This window comes from Microcoleus sp. B5-D4 (genome assembly GCF_036705145.1).
GTDB lineage: Bacteria > Cyanobacteriota > Cyanobacteriia > Cyanobacteriales > Microcoleaceae > Microcoleus.
The window spans coordinates 1-17,382 of sequence record NZ_JAUBTV010000048.1; the positions used below are offsets into that span (position 1 = coordinate 1).

Sequence of the window (17,382 nt, forward strand, 5' to 3'; positions counted from 1 at the left end):
TCCTGTGACGGTTTCGCTGAAGGTTGCTGTGACGATAAATGGTGCGTTTGTGGTTGTTGGTGATGTTGATGTTAAGGAAACTGTGGGTGCAACGGTTTCGACTGTGCGAACAAGTTGAGTGGCTGGGGTATTGTTATTACCTGCTGTATCTGTGGCTGTAGCTGCTGGAATATCAACTGTGACAGCGCCATTAGCAGTGGGTGTAACTGTGAAATTATAAGTTGCACCAGTACCTGTAAATCCGCTAACAGTTCCGTTAGCAACAGTTACGTCAGTGTCAGTAAATCCTGTGACGGTTTCGCTGAAGGTTGCTGTGACTAGGAATGGTGCATTTGTGGTGGTTGGGGATGTTGATGTCAGTATGACATTTGGCGGTGTAATGTCGGCAGTGCGAGTTAGTTGGATGGCTGCGGTATTGCTATTACCAATGGTATCTGTGGCTGTAGCTGCGGGAATATCTACGGTGACATTGCCAGTAGCAGTTGGTGTAACGGTGAACTCATAAGTTGTGCCAGTACCTGTAAATCCGCTAACAGTTCCATTGGCAACAGTTACGTCAGTTGCAGCAAATCCTGTGACGGTTTCGCTGAAGGTTGCTGTGACGATAAATGGTGCATTTGTGGTGGTTGGTGATGTTGATGTTAAGACAACAGTAGGCGGTGTAATGTCGGCGGTGCGAACAATTTGAGGGGCGGGGGCATTGTAGTTGCCAGCGGCATCAATCGCTGTAGCTGCTGGGAGATCTACGGTGACATCGCCACTAGCTGTTGGTATAACGGTAAAACGATAATTGCTACCGCTACCTGTAAATCCGCTAACAGTGCCGTTACCAACATTGATGTCACTTGGATCAAATCCTGTGACGTTTTCGCTGAAGTTTGCATAGACTAAAAATGGTGCGTTTATGGTGGTTAGGGGTGAGTCGGGTGTGAGGAAAACTATGGGTCGAACAGTATCAATTACTAAATCTTTGTTGACACCCAATGAGTTGGCTGCACCGAGAGTTGGCAATGTTAAGATGGCATCACCATTGGTGGCATTTTTAATCGTGCCGCCGCTTAAAGATAGGGCAGTGGTGGAAAGATAGTCTAAGTCGGCAGTGTTATCTCCGGCTGCAATTGTGTAGCGAAAAGTGAGAGTGTTGGTGCCGGTACCTGAGAGATAATCAGCCACAGGTGCTGCACCTGCTAAACTTAAACTTAGTTGCGGTGTATTGGTAACGTTGACTATTGCAGAGAATTGAACGGTGATGTCGATGTTTGTGCCGATACTGTAAGTCCCGTTTGGGGTGGCTGCGCTGACGCTGGTAATGGTGGGGAAGGGATTAACGGTGATGTTGGCGGTTTCTGTTGCACTGCTGAATACGCTGGAGGTAGTGTTGGTGCTTCTGTCTGTGGTGTAGTTGGCGGTAGTGCCATTGCTGCCGGTGATTTGATCCCAGGCGGCAAAGGTGATGGCGTTGGTGACTGTGCCGTTGAAACCTGGGTTGGGTACAAATCTGAGGCTGGTGTTGGGGTTGCTGGCTAATTGTAAGGCGTTGGCGGCAGAAACGGCTGGGGCGTTTGTCCAGTTTGTGCCGCCGTTAATGGTGTATTGCCATGTGCCGCTGGCGGTGTTTAGGCCCGTGAGGGCGATGCCTCTTAATGTGGTGGCGTTGGGATCGGTGATGCCTGTGCCGCCGAGGTTGGTGATGATGGTGCTGATGAGGGTGCCTGTGCTGGCGCTGTCGTTTTGGTTTTGGGGGTTGAGGATGGGGGTGCCGCTGTTGTCGAGGGTAGGGGAGTTGTTGACTAAGACGGTGACGGTGGTGGGGATGGAAACAACGCCGTCGGTGGCGGTGTATTGGAATGTGTCTTCACCGTTGAAGTTGGCGTTGGGGGTGTAGAGAATGTTGCGCGCTTTGTCTATAGTTATGGCATTCACAGGACCATCCATCCCCACATCGTAGTTGTTGAAGGTGGTATCCAGGCTGCCGTCGGCATTCAGACGGGCAATATAGTTGCGAAAAGTGCCGTTGACGGTGGTGAATCCGCCCCCAACTACGGGTTTGCCACTGCTGTCTAGGGCGATCGACCGCACATTGTCATTCATATCGGGGTTGAAGGTGATATCCCGGCTGCCGTCGGCATTCAGACGGGCAATTCCGTTGCGAGGAGTGCCGTTGACGCGGGTGAAATTGCCCCCAACTACGAGTTTGCCACTGCTGTCTAGGACGATCGACAACACAGCGCCATTCATCCCCGCACCGGGGTTGAAGGTGGCATCCAGGCTGCCGTTGGCATTTAGACGGGCAATTCTGCTGCGAGGAGTGCCGTTGACTGTGGTGAAATCGCCCCCAACTACGGGTTTGCCACTGCTGTCTAGGGCGATCGACCACACAGCGTTATCCATCCCCGTATCGGTGAAGGTGGTATCCAGGCTGCCGTCGGCATTGAGACGGGCAATTCTGTTGCGAAAAGTGCCGTTGAGGGCGTTGAATTCGCCCCCAACTACGGGTTTGCCACTGCTGTCTAGGGCGATCGCATACACCAAGTTATTGATCCTCGGATCGGTGAAGGTGGTATCCAGGCTGCCGTCGGCATTCAGACGGGCCATTCTGCTGCGAGCAGTGCCGTTGACGACGGCGAAATAGCCCCCAACTACGGGTTTGCCACTGCTGTCTAGGGCGATCGACGACACACGGTTATTCATCCCGCCAAAGTTGTTGAAGGTGGCATCCAGGCTGCCGTTGGCATTTAGACGGGCAATTCTGCTGCGAGGAGTGCCGTTGACTGTGGTGAAATCGCCCCCAACTACGGGTTTGCCACTGCTGTCTAGGGCGATCGACCACACATCGTTATTCATCCCGGTACCGGGGTTGAAGGTGGTATCCAGGCTGCCGTCGGCATTTAGACGGGCAATTCTGCTGCGAGGAGTGCCGTTGACCAAGCTGAATCCGCCGCCGGCATAAATCCAGTCATTAATAATCGCGGTGCCATTGGTGGGGGGGATGAAGATGCTTTGTACTGAGGCGCGCCCGATGGCTGTGTCGTTGGCGAGTACGTCGATGCCGACAGAGGGCGAGTTGACTGTAACGGCTTTGGTGTCTGGGTTGGCGGTGGCTAGGATGTGGCTGTAAGTTTTGAGTGTGGTTTCGGTGAGAATTAGTTGGGGCTTTGGCGTTGATGGGGGGATGAGTTGGGGGATGTCCCAAGTGCCACCGAGTGCGCTGTTACCTGTAGGTTGGGAGTTAGCGCTGATGTTTGCGCCTGTGAGTTGGTGGAGTTGAGTCAGGAATTGGTGTCCTCTGTCTCCGGCTGCTACGTTGCATCCATATAAGATGATGTTGGCGTTGTCAGTGAGGCTGTTTCGCCACTGTTGCAATTGGTAGCTGTAGTTTTGGATATTGTTGCTGTTGAGTTCTGTTGTGCCTAGGTACAGGCTGCCAGAATCTCCGTGGGTGATGATGTGGAGAGTTTCGATGCCTCTATGCTGAGCTAGGATTGTGGTGATTTGCTCTACGGCATCGGGCTGGCTTTGGAGGATGTAGGTGGCTGTGTCCGGTTTGATGCCGGAGATTAGGTGCTGGCTGTCTGGTATTGTGGGGTCAAGGATGACTATTTCTGTGGGCTTGTTGCTGGTGCAATCAACCAAACTTCCGATATTTTTATTTATAAAACGGTTAATTTGAGGTAGAGTTTTCACAGTTTTTTGCTTTTAATGTAGTTCGGGGTTTTTGAGTCGGGATATGCCCCCGATTGGATTTTGGTTTGTGATGTTTCTACCTTGTGGTGGATGACACTCGCCGATCGTGATGAGTAATATCAAAAGGGTAAGAAGAACACTTCTAACCGGGACAAAGGCTCGAAACCTTTGTTTGGTAGGGCTTACAAATTAATATTTTGTTTGATACCGATTTAATGGGTCGTTGCACATATCTTGATCCCCCTAAATCCCCACCCCCCCTAGGGCGTGTTTTCAAACCCGGAGATCCCCCCTAGCCCCCCTTAATAAGGGGAGTAGGGGGTGGGACAAGAGCACTCAAAGTCAACCCCTACTCCCCTTCTTAAGGGGGATTTAGGGGGATCAGGATCTGATGGATCAGTTTGAAAACACGCCCTAGCCCCCCCAAGGGGGAAGGGGGACTTTGATCGGAATCCTGTCCCCCCCTTAGTAGGGGCGGTGCGACCCCTACTCCCCGTGCCCGCCCTCTTGGCTAGGGGGGATCAGATTCTACGGGGCCTCATAAAAAATTGGTCTGAATTCCGTTAACCTGTGTATCAATTTATTCCCTAACAAGATTTATATCTTGCTGCTTCCTAGTTGCGCTAGCCAAATTGCGAAAGATTAGTTTCGCAAAATGTCCGAAGGCTTTTTCCCAAAATGCTGCTGGAAATATTTTGTAAAGCGACTAGGATTGTAAAAGCCATATTCAAACGCAATTTCCGTAATCGTTTTGTTGCTCTCGATTAACTCCATACGAGTGGCTTCAAGTCGAGCAGTTCGCAAAAATTGACTGGGAGAGACACCGTAATAACGAGCGAATGCTGTTTGCAAAGAACGACTGCTACAGTTCATGGCGGAAGCAATTTGTGCAATTGTCAGCTCTTGTTTCATATTTGCTCGGATGTATTCGGCCGCCTCTCGCACGCGGGCGATCGAAATTTCCGATACTTTAATAATCGATGGTTCTAAAGTGTTGTAAGATGAACCTTGGACTAAGGTAGAAAAAATAGCGGTTTCTAAATTGTCAATTACCAGTGGATGTCCATTAGTGTCAATCAAATTCGACAGCATTATGACCATTTGATATAGCGATCGACCGTAAAGAGTAGTGCGATCGATAACTTGCACCAGGTTAGGACGTTCAATGGATTTGTCAAGATACTTGCTCAGTTCAGTTAAAAATCGAGCTTCATCTATATAAATTGATATTGCGCTGTATGTGGCTGAGTGCTGAAGCTGGCTTAATTCGGCTCCCGGCTGAGTTATCAGCAAATTTCGATCGTTCACGAGGAATTCGTTAGACCCAACTTTCAATAAATGATCGCTGTCAAAAAATGTGAAACCTATTTTTCCAACAAAAGTATATCCTGCGGTATATGTACTCCCAGCTTCCCAAACAACACTCACGAACTCGAACTTTTTTAACTTAGCAAGCCGCCATTGAATTTTGTAATCTTTGGAAGAGAAAGTATGTTTAGTAATACCCGATACTTGATTAAGATATATCTCTGGATCGTTGATTTCAATATTTAAATCCCAGACCATGATTAAATGCTAATATTTTACACCCCCAATAAATTACATCAATTGTGTGTAAATATTTATACCTCTTTTGGTGTATTTTACAGGAATTATCTCAGACCGATGTGGGGGCGGATTTATGATATTGTGAATTTGAGGCAATTATTGTTGGTGAAGGAAACATCTACATTCAAGAGGTACATTTTGATTTATAGTTGGGTGGGGGCGGGTTTATGAAATTGTGGGTTTTAGGCAGTTATTGTCTGTAAAACCCGCCCCTACGGAAATTAAAATTTTACAGGTTTTATGAATAACGACACAATTGTCAATACAGTCGAAGAACACGAAATTTTTGGCGATCGCGAGTTTCCAACTTGGCTAACTCAACAACAAATCAGCCTGGCTTGCACTACCTATCAAACCAGCAGGTTAATGTTAATCGGTGCTGCACCCGAAACCAACAGAATCTCGGCTTTTTGGCGAATATTCGATCGCGCAATGGGCCTCTACTGCACGCCGGAACGCCTTTATTTAAGTTCAAAATATCAACTCTGGCAATTAGATAATGTCTTAGAATCCGGGAAATTATACCAAGGATACGATAAATTATATATACCAAGAATCGGTTATACTACAGGAGATATCGACATTCACGATATCGCAGTCGATAAAAATAATCAAATCATTTTTATTAGCACTTTGTTTAATTGTATCGCTACATTGAGCGATCGCCACAGTTGCAAACCTTTCTGGAAACCAAGTTTTATCTCACAATATATAAATGAAGACCGCTGTCACCTCAACGGTTTGGCAATGGTAGAAGGAGAAGCGAAATATGTCACAGCGTCGAGTCAGTCGGATGTGGTGGATGGCTGGCGCGATCGCAGAAAAAATGGCGGTATAGTTATTGATATTGAATCTAATGATATTATCGTCACAGGATTGTCAATGCCGCACTCACCCCGCTGGTATCAAGACAAATTATGGTTGCTGAATTCGGGGAGAGGGGAATTAGGATATGTGGATTTAGATACAGGGAAATTTGAGGCGATTACGTTTTGTCCGGGATACGTGCGAGGACTAGCTTTTTGGCAAAATTGGGCAATTGTGGGACTCTCGAAACCTCGGGGAGGTGACAACACTTTTAGCGGTTTAGAATTGGATGAGTTGTTAGCAGCCAAGGATGCTGAGGCTCGCTGTGGTATGATGGCGATCGATTTGACTACTGGGGCGATCGTTCACTGGTTGCGCTTTGAAGGAATTGTCACGGAACTCTATGATGTGCAAGTGATTCCCCAAGTGCAAAAGCCGATGGCCTTGGGTTTTCAAACGGATGAAATTGCTCAGTTAATTACTTTGGAACTTTAACCGCAGATGGTGGCTGATGTACGCGGATGGACGCAGATAAATGTTTACCGAATGTACGCAGAGGGTGTGAGAGAAAGTATTTAAGCGGGATTTGGTATTACTCAACAATCGCCCCATCTAAGCTGGTTTTTCTTAAGTCTGTTCTCGCTAAATTTGCACCTCTTAAATCGGCACCTGTTAAGCAAACATTGCTTAAATCTGCATAACTCAAATCCGCACCTCTGAGATTAGCATCTGATAAATTTGCTCCTGATAAATTCGCCCTCACAAGTTGCGATTTACTCAAATTGCTGCAACTCAAATTTGCACATGGCATCTGTGCCGCGATTAAGTTGGCTTTGCTTAAATTAGTGCCGCTGAAGTTAGCCAAATTCAATTTAGCATAACTCAAATCAATGTTTTCCAAGCAACGTTCGCTCAATTGCGCGCATCGCAAGTTAGCATTAATAAAAAACCTGTCTCCAATCCCATAACGGCGCAGCAATTCGTCAACTTCCAGCCTAATTAAAACTGGTTCGCAAGTATTTTGGTAGCACCACGATGTCTCCAGCAAACGGGCGGCTGCTTCAATTGCTACCTTGTCGCATTTAGTGAGCACCAAGCTATTGCACCCATCCCACTCACCGTTGAGCATGAATGCCATCTCAGAAGCTGCTACAATTGAGTCGCATAACAAAACGGTTTCTGGTTTGGGTTGCAGCCAGTTCATTAAGGCGATCGAGCTCTTGTTTTTCATTGTTGATTCAGGATTGGTGCGTCTTTCTTAATTATAAGTAAAAATATTGAAAACATTATGCACAAATTCGCTGCGGCTTCAGAGAATGAATTAATTGTGTTTGGTGCAGCCAGACCAGGATACCGCGATGCAGAAATTGCTGGGTGGATTGAATTTATGCAGGGGCATAATATCAAGCAAGTTTGCTGCTTGCTCGCTCAGACGCAACTCATCCGCTACAGTGATTTACTGGGAACATATCGGAAAATATTTGGGTGCGATCGAGTTTGCTGGGCGCCGATCGCAGACTTTGAATTGGTCGATCGCGATATTTTAATCGATCAAATATTGCCGTTCTTGGAATCGGCAAATAACAAAGGCGAACGGGTGGTAGTTCACTGTTCTGGGGGGATCGGACGTACAGGACAGGTTTTGGCTGCTTGGTTGGTCAGCGGGCGGGGATTGTCTAACAAACAGGCGATCGCAGCAGTAAAAAAAACTGGCAGAAATCCCTATGAAGCAGCAATCGCAGCTTGTTTGAAAGGTCGAAACCCCTGGCTAGTCGTTGAAGAACTTAATGCTATCTTAGATCATTGTCGCCTTGCTGCGAGAAATGATATATAGCACTATAGCAACTATATATAGCAATCCTAAATCATTTGTGAATTTCTTACTCCCTCCCCTTACTAAGGGGAGGGTTGGGGTGGGGTAAAAAGTTTACGACTCCTGCAAGGATTGCTATATGTGCCAATGGCGTAAGTCCTAAAAGATTTAGAAGATTCGGCTACCTACGATCGCACTCAGGCATCGCATAAAGGGGTGTTTTGGCTATCGCCGTTAGCCAATCCGCTGGCGTTTTTGCGAAGATTACAGAACAAATAACGCACTTACAGCAGCGCCAGATCTTTGAAGCAACGGCGCGTTAATTCGATTCTTGCAGGTGCGTCATTATTGTTGCGGATGTCAATGTTTGTCGCAAAAAAGTAAACATTTTTATCCTTTTCTAAATAACCTACATACCAGCCAATTTGAGGGTTTGTTTGTTCTCCAAAGCTGGCCCAGCCTGTTTTTGCCCTAATTGTGTAATCGGGAGTTTGCTCCACAATTATGATATCTTTAACCAGAGACAGCGATCGCTCAGAAAAGGGTAAGTCATTTTTGTAGAGACGGCGGAGAAATTGAATTTGCTCATTGGGTGTGATTCGCAGTTCTCCCTCTAACCAGAATTTGTCAATATCGTCTTTGTTACCGATTTTGTGGTTGCCATAACCGACTTTAGCTACCCATTTTTGCATTTGCTCGTGTCCGACTCGGCGGGCGAGAACTTGGTAAAACCAAACGGCGGAAAGTTTCATGGCTTCTCTCATATTCAAGTCTCGATTCCAGGCTGGAATTTGCCTTTGAATTCCATCCCAAGTTAGCACGGCAAGCTCATCTGAAATTACCCCTGTTTCTAAGGAAATCAGAGAGTTGGGAATCTTAAATGTAGATGCAGGTAAAAAAGCTGTGGCGTTACGCTGCGGGTTGTGTTGATAAAGCCGATCGCTATTCAAATCGTAAATCGCGATCGAGCCTTCAACTCCTAGTTCTTGAAAGTGCCGTCCAAAATTCATTGTCTGAGCAACATCTCCTCCGCGTCGTGGAGATTCTTGCACTGGAGGTGGCAGGGTTAAGGCTGATTGCGGTGGCTGAACTAAAACAGAAATAATGCAGCCTAATACAATTAAAATAACAGCGATCGCACGAGATATTCGGTTCATAAACTTCAATAAATTACCCAAATCACAGGCAGTAATGTCACAGGGGCGATCGACTTGTAAGGTGCGTCTGACTTACGCTGTGTAAGAAACAATTAGGGTTAGCCCTTGACGCACCCTACTATATATAGCTGTCAATTGCGTAATTCCTCAACTAGAAAACTGCCATAATAGTTAAGGCGACCAAGCAGCTTAACTGAATTACTAAGCTGAGTAACCGAAACTTTGGATCGAGGCCAGCGATGTGAATTGCTGAATGTACAAGCCGAAATAGGATGTACACAACAATCAGCAAATCTACTGCTGTTCCTGAAACACCCCTAACTGTTAGAAGAAAAACAACTCCCAAATACAAAGGCAGGTTTTCTATCAAGTTGGATTGTACTCGAAATAGTCGCCAAAGCAAGCTATCGTCGTTTGGTGTGCCGAAATCTTTTACAGATCCGCCCGCAGATAGATGCCGAATCCTGACTGCTAGCAACAAGATAACAACTGCGATCGTCCACAGGATGAAAATTGCTAAACCCCAGAGGGGGACGGTCATATTTGTCTGTTCAATTTGCATCATCTTTCTACCTTGCTCCACTGCTGCTAATATTATGTGCGGTCAATTATAGTAGTAAAAAACGGATCTGTACCCGCGAAAGTCCGCAGCCGGAGTGCGGACTTTCGTGAGCACGCGCGATCGAATCTGATTGCGGTTAATCGATCGGACACGATCTAACACTTTAGAAAAGTTTCCAGTCAGTACAATGGTTCTGGCGTTCTCATCTTTAGCTAAAATGAGTAAATCTAAAATCTAAAATCTAAAATCGACTTGACGATCGCACCATTGTATCGAGCAAGTGTTCGATCGCACCCGGTAGACTCTGGCAAAAACCAGTGTGTACCCGCGATGTCTGAACGATCGTACTGCGGGGTGCTACGAGCCAGTGAAAGCGCTCTCTGTGGGGAAGTTGACCGATCGCGCCAGATTCCTTGCCGCCTGCACAAATGATGGGAATGACTGCTAGGTGATTGCGAATCATTTCCAGATCCAACGTTGAGTCGATCGCCATCAAGCGCTGTTCATCAATTTCGATACGGGCTTCGAGGAATTTTTTCGTACCGCAGGAAACGATCGCCCCCACGTTGATAAACTCCTCGCGCTCGACTTTGGGAACGACGCGGATAATGGCATAATCATAAAGAAATCGATCGGGCACTAATCGCCTCCTCCAAAAAAATATGTGGTGATTCTAGCCGATTTAGCAGGTACTCGATATAAGCATTCCGATGTTCGTTGCTATCGCTGAAAGGAGAATCTCCCACCAGCCAAGTATCAGGAATTAGTTTAACAATGTTGCGAATGATTTCCGGGGTTAGCGTTTGAGTCATCTTTGAATTTGCCGCTTCCAGCGTACTAGCAAAACGCAGCAGAACGTGGTCTTTAATTGGGGGGAAACGATCGCGGCTGCGCGAGAGATAATCTTTCCAGGTGTGGTGGAAGTAGAGGGCTGCACCATGATCGATCAGCCAAAGCCGGCGGTGCCATACCAGCATATTTGCATTGCGCGGCGTGCGATCGATGTTGGTTACAAAAGCATCGAACCAGACGATTTCTGAGGCTAGATCCGCCTCGGACTTCCCCGCTATCGGGTCAAATGTGATCGAGCCCGGAAGATAGTCGAGGGCGAGGTTGAGGCCCGCGCTTGCTCGGATCAAATCTTGAATTTCCGGGTCAGGCTCAGTCCGAGCCAGTTCGGGATCGAGTTCAACAAAAACGAGTTCGGGGATTGGGAGCCCGGAGGCGCGAGCAATCTCTCCCGCCACTAGCTCCGCGATCAGAGATTTGGCTCCCTGGCCCGCACCGCGAAATTTGAGCACGTACATACCATCATCATCTGCTTCGACGATCGCGGGTAGCGACCCGCCCTCGCGCAAAGGAGTGACATATCTGGTAGCAGTGACTGTTCGCAAGCTGATACTCATGCTATTTTCGATTTGCGATTTGAGATTTTCGATGGGAAATCACTGATTTTTTGACACTCAAGCGGGCTAAAGCCGCTGAGATTCTGCTGACAGATTGGCTTTAGTTATTACCAAAGCCTAATTCTCGCTACGGTGGTCAAACACCGCCTACTCAGTCGGTCAAGTTTTACACCCAACTTACTGGCTACTTTTCTTAGAATATTACTCGAACCGTTTAGATCTGCGTTAATTACAGTTCCATCGGCAGAGCGATACAAGCCACGTTCAATTCGTTTTCCAGATGCTTTCCACTCAGGCGGTTTTTCACGCCAACCTGGGTAGGGAGTCTCCATCAAGAAAACTAGCCTTGGAGCTGTATGCTTCTTCTGTTTCAGTAAACTTGATACCGTGCAAATTGCACAATTGGCTCAGCCGATATTTCAATTTTCCTAACGGCATTTGAACAAACTTCTGATTGTTCAGTTTACCCATATCGGCATTGGACTTAAAACCTTGGTTCCATCCAATTACTAGATTGCCAATCCCATGCTTCAAGCAGTGGGAAACAATCAACTTCGCAGCTTTATTGAGGCCATCGCGCATTTGGTGATTGCGCTTGCGAGTTACGCGGTCTAGCCAGCTATCCCAGTAACCCGTGGGCTTTCCTTCCTTTCGGGTTGCTACCTTTTTGTTCCAGAGCTGATTTATCGCTTTCATAACACGAGCATCAATCAAGAACGAATTTCCCAGCGTGTCCACACAAGCTGCTAAATTGTCAGCAGTTCCCAAATCAATTGATAGCGCTTGGCTAAAATCTAAAGCGTGTTGCTGACATTCTACTTCGTAAGACATCTCCAAGTAGAAAGCACCGTTCTTCGGAAGAATTGTAAATTCTTTAACCTTTGAGTAGTCAATGTTTGACGGCATGGGTAGAAAGAATTCAGAAACCCCAAACCAGCGCCGTACTGTTAAGCCCAGGGAAAATCTCAACTGGTCGCCGACAAGCGCTGGCTTTAATCCACCAGAATTTGGGTAGGCGACTTTAAACAATTTAGAACCTGTTAAATAGCTCGGAGGCTTGGGTCTAAAATGCAATTGACCTTTGCTGTACAGAGCTTTTAACTCTTTGAAGCTTTTGAACGCCTCTGTAACCGACATCAAAGTTTGTTGCATAGGCGTTGAAGGCAGCGACTTAGCAACCATCGACTTGGCGATTGACGGTTCAAAAGATAAGTCAAATTTTCCGGTCAGCAACCTTCCCGTTTTGAAAAAGATTTGGCGAGCAAAATAGACAGCGCTGTTATACAGCTTGCCAGATTGTCGGCAAAGATAAATTAACACTGCCTCAACTTCTTTGGTAGGAGACAGCAATACTTGCTGTACTCCCATCGTTTTTTTGACTTTAGTCACCTCTTTTTCCCGAAATTTAGTTGATTTATTTAGTTTAGGTGAGTATAGTTGATAAGTCAATCCATGACAACAAAACTTTATGTTGCCACTTCCTGAGTACCAGACTCACAACCACCTCAAATTCTTGCTTAATTATCACTTCGTCTTCATCCCCAAACGCCGGAAAAAAGTTCTAGTTGGCAGTGTAGCAACTAAGCTGCGTGAAATATTTTTAGCACTTTCAATCGAGAAAGGTTGGGATATTTTAGCTCTGGAAGTAGCGCCAGATCACGTACACTTATTTGTAGCGGTCAAGCCGATGGATACTCCTGCGTTAGTTGTCAAGGCATTCAAGGGACGTTCTAGTCATAATTTAAGGGCTGAATTTCCAGAATTAAAAAAGCTGCCGTCTTTATGGACGAGCAGCTATTTTGTTACTACCGCAGGCAATATTAGTAGTGAAGTTGTTAGGAAATACATCGAAGATCCGCATCACTCTGCTAATTAAGAAAGACACTCTTGACTGAAGTCCCCCGATTCGCTTCCCACGAGCGGGCTGAAGCCACGCTCGTTTCCCGCATCCCGTATTAATTTTTATGAGGGTTTAGAGTACGGCCTTACTGACAGTTGGATTCTTTATTTTAACTGGGACTGATGTTAAGTAATCTGTTTACTAAACTGATGACTAAAAGGACACAACATTAGTTGTGTCCCTACGGAATTTTGCCAAATCTTGCTTTGAGACAGTCATTAGTCATGAGTTATTAATCAACCAATAACTCATGACTAACCACTAATCAGTTGTACTAACGTGGTCGATTCTCTCTAATTGCCAGAGAATTTGGTTGCCTTCGCGCCGCACCCGCGAAACTACCCAATTTCGCCAAACCCAGTTGTCTCCACGACTGGTGACAGCGCTGGCATTTACATCCATCAAATCAGCCAGTTCAGAACTGGTAATCAAGTAGCCTTTCGTCGCAACCTCGTCGGCGATGTGCAACGTTTCGATCAGATTGCGGAGGTCCTGAACCCTCACCTCGCGGGGCAAGTTCTCCAGGGTATCGGCAGTTGAATCCATCATGGTAGAGTTGGAGATCGGAAGGTCAGAAGTTATGACATAGGATTCTATCGTTTTGTTACCAGTTGCGTCCGTTTCTTCCGAAACAATTGTGTTGTCAAAGCGTAGGGGCGGTGCCTCCGTGTCCGCCCCGGCCTCGTCTCCCGTTGGTTTCTGCTGTTGCAGTTCGGGAGTGAGATTGTGGGAGAAGCTACGGGCGATTTCATCGCATCTGTCGTTGTAGAAGTCGCCGGAGTGGCCGCGGACGTGTTCCCACTTGATTTGCCGGGAATTCAGCTTGTCTAGCAGGTGCCAGAGGTCTTGGTTGACAACATCTTTGCCCGTTGAGGTTTTCCAGCCTTTATTTTTCCAGCCTTGAATCCATTTGGTGATGCCGTTTTTAACGTATTCACTGTCGGTGTAAACGGTGACAGGTTCGGTTTGACCGGAATTGGCAAAAAATTCCAGCGCAGCGACGGCAGCTTGCATTTCCATGCGGTTGTTAGTGGTTTGGGGGTCTGCACCTCCGAGTTCGTGACACTTGCCGTCGGCGAAACAAACTACTGCACCCCAGCCGCCTGGGCCTGGGTTGCCGGAACAAGCGCCGTCTGTGTACAAGCTTTTGATTTTGGGAGTTGTCATGAGCGAATTAATGTGTAATTTACAGGTAAGTTGTTTGCAAGTGCGATAATTAAGGCAATTGAGATAGTTTTACTTAGTGCTATGAAAAATGCCAACTTAAAGATTAAAAAGGTTGCGCTATTTATTTGTCCCTTTTCTTTGTTAATTTTTAATACTTTCGCGCAAGCACAGCCGCTAGTGCCTGCTGCTGACGGTACGGGTACTGTTGTCACCCCGATCGGCAACCGTTATGATATCAACGGCGGCAGTTTGTCGGGAGACGGCGCGAATCTTTTTCACAGTTTTGGGCAGTTTGGCTTGAATCAAGGTCAAATTGCTAATTTTCTGACTAATTCGGCTATTCAAAATATATTAGCTCGAATTGCTGGCGGGGACGCTTCGCTAATTAACGGTTTAATTACTGTCACGGGCGGCAATTCTAATCTTTTTCTAATTAATCCTGCGGGGATTGTGTTTGGCCCGAACGCGAGTTTGAATGTGCCGGCGGCTTTCACTGCAACTACTGCTACTGGTGTCGGTTTTGGTTCAAATTGGTTTAATGCTGCGGGTACAAATAATTTTAGCGCCTTGGTGGGTACGCCAAATGCTTTTTATTTTGGTGCGGGTGTACCGGGAAGTATTGTTAATGCTGGCAATTTAGCGGTGACTCCGGGGCAAAATTTGGCTTTGCTTGGCGGTACGGTTGTTAGTACCGGGCAGTTGTCGGCTGCGGGCGGGCAAATTACTGTTGCTGCTGTTGGGGGAGACCAGATTCTCCGCATTAGTCAACCGGGGCATTTGTTGAGTTTGGAAATAGCAACGGGCGGAAATTTTGGTAATTCTCCACAGACTTTGAATCCTGTTTCTTTGCCGCAGTTGCTGACAGGTACGGGTCAAAATCAGGCGGCGGGTGTTGCGGTTGCGGATGACGGTTCTGTGCGGCTTGTGGGTTCTGGTTTGCAGGTGAATTCTGGGGATGTGGCGATTGCTGCTAATGTGTCTGGGCTGCCGCAGTTGAATGCGGGAAGTGCGAATTTATGGGCTGCGGAAAATCTCACGTTAGCGGGCGCTAGGCTGCAAACTACGGGGGATTTGAGTTTGCTGGGTGGGGATGCGGTGCGGGTCAGGGACAGCGCCCAGAATCCTTTTTTGGCGCAGGCTGGGGGGAATTTATACATTCAAGGATCTCGCACTATTGATATTCTCACTCAAAATGCGATCGGCGGCTTATCTCTTCCCCCGCAATTCCAAAGCGGCGGCAATTTGAGTTTGGTTAGCAACGGCATTATTTCGGGGGATGCTCACTTTGTTTCTGGTGGCAATTTTTCGATTCGCAATTTGTCGGGAATGCCGGGAAACTTTGTCAGTTTATTTGACCCGATTATCAGTTCGGAAGGAGATGTTTTCTTTGGAGATTATACCGGAGTTTCGCTGAAAGTCGAGGCGAGGGGGAGCATTGTTGCCGAGGAGATTACAATTACCGGCCCCGATATTGCATTGGGTAGGGAAAATGTGAGTGGTGATCCAGATATTGCTATTTTAACCAGTAGTCCGGCCTTAATTCTGCGGGCTGGAGTGCAAAATTTGGCAAATTCTCCTAATGTTCCTAATTCTCCTACGGATACTCCGGGTGATAATGAACAACCTAATCCTTTAGGTGACGATGCAATATTTACTCCTGGGTCTATTTTATCGAATAATTTGATTTCTGTTGAAAATATTTCGGCCGGCGGGCCGGTGATATTGTCAGCGCCGGGAACTATCGCAACTAGAGATATTAATGGCGGTCAAATTAATCTCGAAAGCAGGGAAGGGCCAGTGGTAGTTGGGGGCAGATTAACGTCTAGTTCGACAATTAATATTCAAGCTAATGACAATATTATATTGACAAGTGACATTTCTCGTGCTGATATCAACGGCAGTATTAGTCTGAATACTGTTCGAGGCAATATAGTAACAGGGTCGATCGATACTGGGACTTCCGGGGCGATCGTACTCAGAGCTTTTGGCAATGTGAATTTTGGGACTTTGCAGGGGTCTAATGTTGATATTACCAGTAACTCCGGTGAATTGGGAGTTTTGACTGATGCCAATACCATTGTGCCTAATACTACACCAGTCAATATCACAGCAACTGAGAATATCAATTTGACAGCTTTGAGGGACTTAACGGTAGGCAATCTCACCGCTGCGACTGTCAATGCTAGCAGCAATGGGAGTGTTAATACGGGGGCGATCGCTACTTCTGGAGATGTCAGACTTTTAGCAGGACAGCAAATTACAGCAGGGACAATTAATGTAAATCCTACCACCAGCACAGACGGAAGCAATCGCATTCCTACAGTAAATTTGAATGCCCAAACTAATATTAGAGTTCTATCGATCGATGCTGGCACTGGCACTATTGATTTGAGAGCATCCAGCGACTTAAATGCAGTGAATTTGCTAGGAGGAGCAGTTGAGGTCAATAGCGATGGGGGAAAAATTGCGATCGGCAATACTACATCCCTTGGGAACATTAATGTAACAGCTTTAGGCGATATAACTTCCGGAAATTTGCAGGGAGTGGGAGTGAATGTCAATAGTAACTCTGGAACAATTCAAACTGCAAATACCACAGCCACTGGGAATATTAATCTAACAGCTTCTGGCAATGTAAGTTCCGGAAATTTGCAGGGAGAGAGAGTGAATGTCAATAGCACTAGCGGGAATCTGCAAATGACCAACATCACTGCAACAGAAAATATCACTTTCAGAGCGTTAGACAATGTGAATACGGGGAATTTGCAGGGAGTCGCTGTTGATGTTAATAGCAGTAGGGGAAGTGTCAGCACTGGCAATATAAATGCTGCGGAAATTGTGAGTATTTTAGCCGCAAACGAAATCACAATTGGGCGAATAAATGTTAATCCTGTTGTTAGGGTCGATCGCACTTCTAGAGTAAATCTTAACGCTCAAAATGATATCAGCGTTGCATCCATAAATGCTCCGGGCGGTAATGTTGAGATCGCAACTCCGGGTTTAGTTCAAGTGACGGGTACTTTTGACCAAAACGGCACTCCTGTTAGCGTCTCGACTCTTGGCGACACTCAACCCGGTACAGTTACGATCCGCCACGGCGGCGGCGATGTCAATCCGCCGATACCTTTTGCGGTGGGAGATGCGACGACTAATGGTACTGCTGGGGCGATCGCCAGCAATGCTTTAGGTACGATTACTCAGGGACAATCGTTCATAAATTCTTACACTCAAGGCAATAGTGCGATCGTCACTACCAATCAACCCACCATCAACGATCC

General features: G+C 46.7%; 13 protein-coding genes. 4 read left to right on the forward strand and 9 right to left on the reverse strand.

Translation table 11 applies throughout. The annotated features are described in order from the left end of the window. Both QUB10_RS20920 and QUB10_RS20925 read right to left on the reverse strand, forming a co-directional pair. Window positions 1-3,684, reverse strand: a 3,684-nt coding sequence (locus tag QUB10_RS20920; protein WP_333205210.1) for a DUF4347 domain-containing protein, incomplete at its 3' end; no start/stop codon positions are given. Window positions 3,685-4,326: 642 nt separating this feature from the next. Then, window positions 4,327-5,250, reverse strand: coding sequence for an AraC family transcriptional regulator (locus QUB10_RS20925; protein WP_333205212.1), 924 nt, complete (start codon window positions 5,248-5,250; stop codon window positions 4,327-4,329). Between the two features lie 282 nt (window positions 5,251-5,532). Here QUB10_RS20925 and QUB10_RS20930 point away from each other — a divergent pair, with 282 nt between their 5' ends. Continuing rightward, window positions 5,533-6,594: a TIGR03032 family protein gene (locus QUB10_RS20930; protein ID WP_333205214.1), complete on the forward strand. Its 1,062-nt coding sequence runs from the start codon at window positions 5,533-5,535 to the stop codon at window positions 6,592-6,594. Between the two features lie 97 nt (window positions 6,595-6,691). On the opposite strand, the gene QUB10_RS20935 is transcribed toward QUB10_RS20930, so the two are convergent. After that, entirely contained in the window at window positions 6,692-7,330 is a 639-nt protein-coding gene (locus QUB10_RS20935) for a pentapeptide repeat-containing protein (protein ID WP_333205216.1), read from the reverse strand. A gap of 57 nt (window positions 7,331-7,387) precedes the next feature. On the opposite strand from QUB10_RS20935, the gene QUB10_RS20940 reads away from it, so the two are divergent. Then, complete coding sequence (locus QUB10_RS20940) at window positions 7,388-7,933, forward strand: phosphatase domain-containing putative toxin (protein ID WP_333205218.1); 546 nt, start codon at window positions 7,388-7,390, stop codon at window positions 7,931-7,933. A gap of 263 nt (window positions 7,934-8,196) precedes the next feature. Here QUB10_RS20940 and blaOXA read toward each other — a convergent pair whose 3' ends face one another. From blaOXA to QUB10_RS20965, 5 genes are all read right to left on the reverse strand, one after another. Beyond that, complete coding sequence (gene blaOXA, locus QUB10_RS20945) at window positions 8,197-9,069, reverse strand: class D beta-lactamase (protein ID WP_333205220.1); 873 nt, start codon at window positions 9,067-9,069, stop codon at window positions 8,197-8,199. A 151-nt stretch (window positions 9,070-9,220) separates the two neighbouring features. Further along, window positions 9,221-9,634, reverse strand: a complete 414-nt coding sequence (locus QUB10_RS20950) for an MAPEG family protein (RefSeq protein WP_333205222.1) — start codon at window positions 9,632-9,634, stop codon at window positions 9,221-9,223. Between the two features lie 238 nt (window positions 9,635-9,872). Continuing rightward, window positions 9,873-10,271 carry a DUF3037 domain-containing protein gene (locus QUB10_RS20955; RefSeq protein WP_333205224.1) on the reverse strand — a complete coding sequence of 133 codons (399 nt, stop codon included), beginning with the start codon at window positions 10,269-10,271 and terminating at the stop codon, window positions 9,873-9,875. Then, a complete protein-coding gene (locus QUB10_RS20960) occupies window positions 10,249-11,037 on the reverse strand; it encodes a HipA family kinase (RefSeq protein ID WP_333205226.1) in 789 nt (262 codons plus the stop codon). Before QUB10_RS20960 ends, QUB10_RS20955 begins: the two co-directional genes overlap by 23 nt. Before the next feature lie 303 nt (window positions 11,038-11,340). Next, a complete protein-coding gene (locus QUB10_RS20965; protein WP_333205228.1) occupies window positions 11,341-12,426 on the reverse strand; it encodes a transposase in 1,086 nt (361 codons plus the stop codon). A 79-nt stretch (window positions 12,427-12,505) separates the two neighbouring features. Here QUB10_RS20965 and tnpA point away from each other — a divergent pair, with 79 nt between their 5' ends. Further along, a complete protein-coding gene (gene tnpA / locus QUB10_RS20970) occupies window positions 12,506-12,913 on the forward strand; it encodes an IS200/IS605 family transposase (RefSeq protein ID WP_333205230.1) in 408 nt (135 codons plus the stop codon). A 285-nt stretch (window positions 12,914-13,198) separates the two neighbouring features. Here the strand turns inward: tnpA and rnhA are convergent, their stop codons facing one another. After that, on the reverse strand, window positions 13,199-14,104 hold the full coding sequence (rnhA, locus tag QUB10_RS20975) for a ribonuclease HI (protein WP_333152335.1): 906 nt from the start codon (window positions 14,102-14,104) through the stop codon (window positions 13,199-13,201). A gap of 81 nt (window positions 14,105-14,185) precedes the next feature. Between rnhA and QUB10_RS20980 the strand changes: the two genes are divergently transcribed. Then, window positions 14,186-17,382, forward strand: a 3,197-nt coding sequence (locus QUB10_RS20980; RefSeq protein ID WP_333205232.1) for a two-partner secretion domain-containing protein, incomplete at its 3' end; no start/stop codon positions are given.